Origin of the sequence: Kamptonema sp. PCC 6506, assembly GCF_000180455.1 — a bacterium.
Taxonomy (GTDB): domain Bacteria; phylum Cyanobacteriota; class Cyanobacteriia; order Cyanobacteriales; family Microcoleaceae; genus Kamptonema; species Kamptonema formosum.
Genome location: NZ_CACA01000100.1, coordinates 1 through 5,785 on the forward strand (window position 1 = coordinate 1; position 5,785 = coordinate 5,785).

The 5,785-nt window shown below is 45.0% G+C and carries 6 protein-coding genes and 1 pseudogene; 4 read left to right on the forward strand and 3 right to left on the reverse strand.

The features are described 5' to 3' along the window. Positions 1-59 precede the first annotated feature (59 nt). A complete protein-coding gene (gene rlmD, locus OSCI_RS05760; protein ID WP_007353934.1) occupies positions 60-1,457 on the reverse strand; it encodes a 23S rRNA (uracil(1939)-C(5))-methyltransferase RlmD in 1,398 nt (465 codons plus the stop codon). Between the two features lie 503 nt (positions 1,458-1,960). On the opposite strand from rlmD, the gene OSCI_RS05765 reads away from it, so the two are divergent. From OSCI_RS05765 to OSCI_RS05780, 3 genes are all read left to right on the forward strand, one after another. Further along, positions 1,961-2,446 carry an allophycocyanin subunit alpha-B gene (locus OSCI_RS05765; protein ID WP_007353935.1) on the forward strand — a complete coding sequence of 162 codons (486 nt, stop codon included), beginning with the start codon at positions 1,961-1,963 and terminating at the stop codon, positions 2,444-2,446. 462 nt (positions 2,447-2,908) lie between these two features. Continuing rightward, entirely contained in the window at positions 2,909-3,301 is a 393-nt protein-coding gene (locus tag OSCI_RS05775) for a DUF6335 family protein (RefSeq protein ID WP_007353936.1), read from the forward strand. Between the two features lie 17 nt (positions 3,302-3,318). Then, the gene (locus tag OSCI_RS05780) at positions 3,319-4,173 is read left to right on the forward strand and encodes a hypothetical protein (protein ID WP_007353937.1); all 855 of its coding nucleotides are present in this window, start codon (positions 3,319-3,321) and stop codon (positions 4,171-4,173) included. Here OSCI_RS05780 and OSCI_RS05785 read toward each other — a convergent pair. Together OSCI_RS05785 and OSCI_RS05790 are read right to left on the reverse strand one after the other, a co-directional pair. Beyond that, a complete protein-coding gene (locus OSCI_RS05785) occupies positions 4,155-4,361 on the reverse strand; it encodes a hypothetical protein (protein WP_007353938.1) in 207 nt (68 codons plus the stop codon). The genes OSCI_RS05780 and OSCI_RS05785 overlap by 19 nt on opposite strands. Next, the gene (locus OSCI_RS05790; RefSeq protein ID WP_007353939.1) at positions 4,358-4,567 is read right to left on the reverse strand and encodes a hypothetical protein; all 210 of its coding nucleotides are present in this window, start codon (positions 4,565-4,567) and stop codon (positions 4,358-4,360) included. The genes OSCI_RS05785 and OSCI_RS05790 overlap by 4 nt, the downstream gene beginning before the upstream one ends. Before the next feature lie 491 nt (positions 4,568-5,058). On the opposite strand from OSCI_RS05790, the pseudogene OSCI_RS05795 reads away from it, so the two are divergent. Beyond that, positions 5,059-5,785: pseudogene (locus tag OSCI_RS05795) on the forward strand (hypothetical protein); the annotation flags it as partial.

The window sequence follows — 5,785 nt, forward strand, 5'->3', positions numbered from 1 at the left end:
CTCCCCATCTCCGCTGCTCCCCCGCCCCCCCGCTCCCCATCTCCCCCGCTCCCCCGCCCTCAGCGCACCAAAAAGGCTGCACATTCAACATGGGGGGTTTGGGGAAAGAAATCTGCTGGCTGTACTCGCTGTAATTTATAGCCTCCATTTTGGCAGAGGAATTTCAGATCGCGGGCGAGGGTGGAGGGTTTACAGCTAATGTAGGCGATGCGGCTGGGTTGGGTGGCGACGAGAGTTTCTAGAACCGTGCGATCGCAACCCTTCCTCGGCGGGTCAAGTAAAACTACATCTGGCGTAACATCTAACTGCGGTAACAAATTTTCTACTGCCCCAACATAAAAAGCTACATTTGTCAAGTGATTTAATTCAGCATTTAACTGAGCTTGCTTGACTGCCGCCCCTTGCAATTCTAAACCTATTGCCTTACTCACAAATTTTGCTAAAGGCAAAGTAAACGTGCCAATCCCGCAGTAAGCATCAACCAAAACTTCATTACCTTCAAGGTGCAACTCATCCGCAATTACCTGTAACAGCGTCTCAGCGGCCTCACTATTGACTTGGAAGAAAGTATCGGCGCGAATTTGAAACTCTAAACCAGAAAAAATTTCCAGCAGGTAAGGTTTACCAGCAATACAGCGAGTTTCTGGGCCAAAGATGACATTAGTATTGCGGGGGTTGATATTCAAACACACGCCTACCAGTTGAGGATAGCGCTTCAGCCATTCGGAAGCTTGTGCTTCAATTCCCGATAAATCCCCACTCCGAACTATTAAAGTCAGCAAAATCTCACCTGTACGTCGTCCAATACGTACAGATAGGTGACGCAATTCTCCAGTTTGCTGCTTTTCATCGTAGGTCTTCCAACCGCGCTGCTGTATATCCTTTTTTATGTCTTTCAATAAAGGATTAAGGTCTTCGTCTTGGACGGGACACTGATTGAGGTTAATCAACCGATGACTGCCTTTTTGGTAATAACCCGCTTGGACTTGACCTGTGGAGGAGGTTGCTAGGGGATAGGTGGCTTTGTTGCGATAGCCTAAAGCTGTAAGGTCAGGGCCGGTTAACACTGGATCTACAGGGGGTGCGGTGAATCCGCCGATACGTTGTAGAGCTTGAATGACTATATTTTGTTTCGCTTCAAGTTGGTAGTGCCAATCAATGTGTTGCCACTGACAGCCGCCACACTTATCTGCGACAATGCACATAGGTCGGATGCGGCGGTCGGATATTTCAGTGAGTTCGTGGAGTTTGCCTGTTGCGGAGTCGCTTTTGACTTGCATGAGGCGGACTATGGCGCGATCGCCTGGAACAGTATCCGGGACAAAAACAACTAGCTGACCCAGGCGACCTACCCCGTCGCCACTGTCGGCCAAGTCGATAATTTCGAGCTCAACCAGTTGACCTTGTTGGGCGATCGCAGATTGAGGATTTGAGATTGGGGATTTTGTTTTAGTCATAGGTGAGAAAGCGCGGATCTTTATTATCGCGGATTTCCTGTCACCAATGGCTTCCCTCTCTTGGTTTGTGCCCCGCTAAGTCGTTAAACTAATTTAGTGTTACCCTAAAAAATTTGCATACCCGTCAGTAACCCCGCTCTCGTAGACGGAGCTTGTATGAGCAATCATGGAAGCTGTACTGACCAGACCACCCTGAGCGCAATCGAAGGGTAGCCGTTATTTGGGTCATAACACCTGGGAATGCGACGCTAGTTCCCCGCTCTGTTATCTGCAATTAAACAGTTTTAAGGTCACTGAAACAGTGTTGCAGGTCGAACAAGCCCGAATAACAAGGTCGAAGCAAACATCACTGGAATGGCAAGGCGTTCCCGGCAATACAGGGATTAGATAAGTACCATTCCTCTACTTATCTAGCCCCGAAAGGGGTAGGCGGTTAAAACCGCTTGTATCGTTTCCATCTCAGGTCTAAACACTCTGAGTTTCCCACTTACCGAGATTTTTTTATGAGCGTAGTTAGCCAAGTTATACTCCAAGCCGATGACGAGCTTCGCTACCCCAGTGCCGGCGAGCTCCAGAGCATCAATTCTTTTTTTAAAACAGGTTCTCAACGGGTGCGTATTGCTACCACCTTATCTGAAAGTGAGAAAAAGATTGTTGAAGAAGCCAGCAAGAAACTCTGGAAGAAACGCCCGGACTTCATTTCTCCTGGTGGAAATGCCTATGGTACGCGGGAACGATCTTTGTGTCTGCGCGACTACGGTTGGTATTTGCGCCTGATCACTTATGGTATCCTCGCAGGCGATAAGGAGCCCATTGAAAAGATTGGTTTGATTGGAGTACGGGAGATGTACAACTCTTTGGGCGTTCCCGTCCCCGGAATGGCCGAAGCCATCCGATGTTTAAAGGAAGCTTCTATTTCCTTGCTGAATGAGGATGATGCTAAGGAAGCTGCTCCTTACTTTGATTATATCGCTCAAGCGATGTCTTAGTTTTCGGATTTTTCGCTAATTGCGAAGCTTTTGTACTGGAATTTGGGGTAAACTTGCCTCAGTTTCTCACGCGAAGGCTTCGCTACCCCTAGTTTATTTCGAGTAGCAATCGGTAGGCTTTCATCGGCGTTAAAATCCAGAACTACTAGAAACCAAACGCCGTAATTGAATGTAAAATTCAACTTTTCTCTGTCATTATAAATCGGCAATTACTCAAGCCAGACAAAGATTAGGATCGAACTCGATCGGACTGTTGTTTCATAAGTTAGTGCGACCAAGGCTGAGAAGTCAAGAATACAATTGATGAACTCAAAGTACATTTATTTAGAACTCTAGATTTTGGGAGAGATGTAAATTTCTATTCCTGACGATAGGGTAGAAAAATAAATTCCTTTCCTTGGGTAGTAGTTGGTTTTAACCAATAGAGATTAAGATATTAACACCAATCAAAAAGAGATTATTATGGTAAAAAAAGCTGACAAACAAGATTCTAGCGATTTGTCCCAAAAAATTACCGAATCCTACGGAACTGGCATTCGCGAGGAAGTAGGGCTGAATATTGACGGGCGGACAATGCGCGATCATCGAGATGAGTACACAGCCAATCTCGAACTAACAGGGGGCGATGTTGATGCTGCATCCTCCCAAGCAGAGGCTATGGTTGGCGACGAGGCTGTGGGGGGAACGACTGCAATTCCAGACCAGAATATTGTTGACGAATTAGGAACTGCTGTCGGATTGGAAATGGAAGATGGCGAAGATTTGCGGACAACTGATATTTTGAATGAACGCGACGATCGCAGATGGGAATTAGATCCTACCTCTTCTGAAGATTACCAGGAACGGCGGGAGTAAACCGAAGCGATCGCTATATGCTAGCCATACCCAAATTCATTCTCAAACCGGGCTATCGATCGCAAGCAGAAGATACTTCCCCGGAAGTAGATGCCTTTCAATTCTGGCTACTCAGACAGCGATCGCCCCAACAACGCTTAGCAATGGGAAAAGCATTAAATCGCAGTGCTCGCCAGTTTTCCATCAACTGTTTTTATAAACGATTCCCCAATTTATCTCATCAAGAGTTTGCCCGAAAACTTGCCTTAGCCTGGTTACAAGAAAACTGTCATCCTAATTACATTCCACAGGGAAATAAAATGACTTGGGTGCAAGATTCTATCGCCTTGGCTGCTCAATTGCACCCTATCTTTGAATCTCTTGATATTCCTTATTATATCACTGGTGGTGTGGCTGCGATCGCCTTCGGAGAACCCCGTACTACTCAAGATTTGGATATAGTAATTTCGATCGAATTAAAAGATATTAGCTTGTTAGCAACTGAATTAGAGCGAATTGGATTTTATGTTCCCGGATTAGAAGATGTAATTTCTGGACGAATGCAAACTTTACAAGTTACCCATATAGAAAGTATTGCTCGTGCTGATTTAATGATAACGGGAAACGATGAATTTGACCGCATCAAGTTTGAGAGAAAGCAACAATATGCAATTCCCGAAGGTACAGAAGTTTACCTAGCATCACCAGAAGATTTAATTCTCAACAAATTGCGATGGGGAAAGCGTAGTAAGTCTGAGAAACAATGGCGGGATGTATTGGGAATTTTGAAAGTGCAAGGAGTATCTTTAGATTTTGATTATCTCAATTCTTGGGCTGATTATTTGGGGTTAAGTGAGGATTTAACTTTAGCAATTCAGGAATCAGGATTATAGATTTTAGAAATTTCAAGACTTACACACTTCCGACGTAACGTCGCCTTGAGTCTTTTAATATTGTTGACATCCAATAGGCTTTCAGCATTTTCAACTTCTTCAATCACGGCTTTTATTCTCCCTAGTAAATCTCCATCGCGAATTTTGCCAATATCTTTTTCAAAGCTTTTTCTAAACTCGACGTTCATACTTTCGGCTCCAGAAGTTGAAAGATGGATTGACGGCTGACAATTTCGGTGGTTTTACCTTCCGCGATCGCCCGTTCCATAGCAACGTCTTCGATAATTTCTGTCAGAAACTCAGAGACTTCTTCTCGGTTATCGCGCAGCAGTTCGACGATGGCACTTTTCAAAATTTCCTTGATTTGATCTGGGTTTAGCGTAATTTCAGACATTGTATCTCCTTATCATAGTTTTTCCCTAGATATGCTCACAGTATAACACAAGCTTATCATGCGATCGCATCCATAACTGCTTAGCCTAGCTTGGCATAACCCAGATGCAGATGAGAAGATTGTAGGGTAACGGGATGTCATCGATCTGGGTTGGTGTGGTTCGCGATCGCACCGAGCTAACAGCTACAATCTGGTTTCTCAGTTAAATTTGTTTCTAAGTCAGCTCTGTTAACTGTTACTACAAAATAGTTTAAAAACTGAAATAGAACATATTTGAGTTAGAGATTTATATGATTACTGACGGCCCAACTACTCAATATTGCGATAGTAGTATTACGGCAGAGTCACGCAGTCATAGAGTTAAGGAAGCCGCAATCCTGAGCCTTGCCACACAGCTTGAAAAAGAGAATGTACACAACTTGACACTCTCCCCTCTTCTCTCTTCCCTAGCCCCTAGCCCCTAGTCCCTAGCCCCTAGCTATATGACCGCAATGGCTATTCCTTCCCACCAAGTTTCTAGTTCCAATAGGCTGATCTATCACCGCTTGAAACAGGCTCTCAAGCTCAATTTGCGTCGTCAAATTTTTATCGCAGTCTGTGACGACTTATGGCTGCGTGATTGCCTAGCAGCACGTTTACAAACAGAATTAGCTGGTACAGAGGGAGAGGAAAGGAAAGCAGAAAACTTGCAAGACTTGGAGGAGAAGTCAGAGTTCAAAATCGCCAAGCGCGGGGAAAAACAAAGCAAGAGCCGTCAAGAGTTGGGAGAACAGAAGTACATAGCTTTAGCTGATGAGCAAAGCAATCTTAAAACCGCTCAGCGTTACCAGGAACGAAGCCATCTCTCAAAACCGCTCAGCGTTGCCAAACGCGAAGCCTTGCTCGGTGTAAAGCAAACTGGAACAATCTCTCAAAACTCACAACTTCCTTACCCTCGATTTGTCAGCTTAGAGCTGAACTTAAGCGATCCTAATCCCATCGCTCAGATTTCAAACTGGTTAGCACAGTCTCCTGCGCCTCAGAAAGCATCCTTTGGCAAGCGCGTACCCACCTTTCAAATTCTCGGAGCAGAACACTTAACAAGGCAGCCAGCAGCCTTACAGTGGTCATTTTTGAGCAATCTCAGGAATGTTGAATCGCATCTTCCCACATGGCAGTTTAATTTGTTGCTGTGGCTACCGAAACCTTGGCTATTTACAATTCAGCAGTCAGTGCCAG

Excerpts from the sequence above, each read along its gene's own strand:
- OSCI_RS05790 (WP_007353939.1), bottom strand. The coding sequence starts at position 4,567 with ATGTCTGAAATTACGCTAAACCCAGATCAAATCAAGGAAATTTTGAAA.
- OSCI_RS05785 (WP_007353938.1), bottom strand. The coding sequence starts at position 4,361 with ATGAACGTCGAGTTTAGAAAAAGCTTTGAAAAAGATATTGGCAAAATT.
- OSCI_RS05765 (WP_007353935.1), top strand. The coding sequence starts at position 1,961 with ATGAGCGTAGTTAGCCAAGTTATACTCCAAGCCGATGACGAGCTTCGC.
- OSCI_RS05775 (WP_007353936.1), top strand. The coding sequence starts at position 2,909 with ATGGTAAAAAAAGCTGACAAACAAGATTCTAGCGATTTGTCCCAAAAA.
- OSCI_RS05780 (WP_007353937.1), top strand. The coding sequence starts at position 3,319 with ATGCTAGCCATACCCAAATTCATTCTCAAACCGGGCTATCGATCGCAA.
- rlmD (WP_007353934.1), bottom strand. The coding sequence starts at position 1,457 with ATGACTAAAACAAAATCCCCAATCTCAAATCCTCAATCTGCGATCGCC.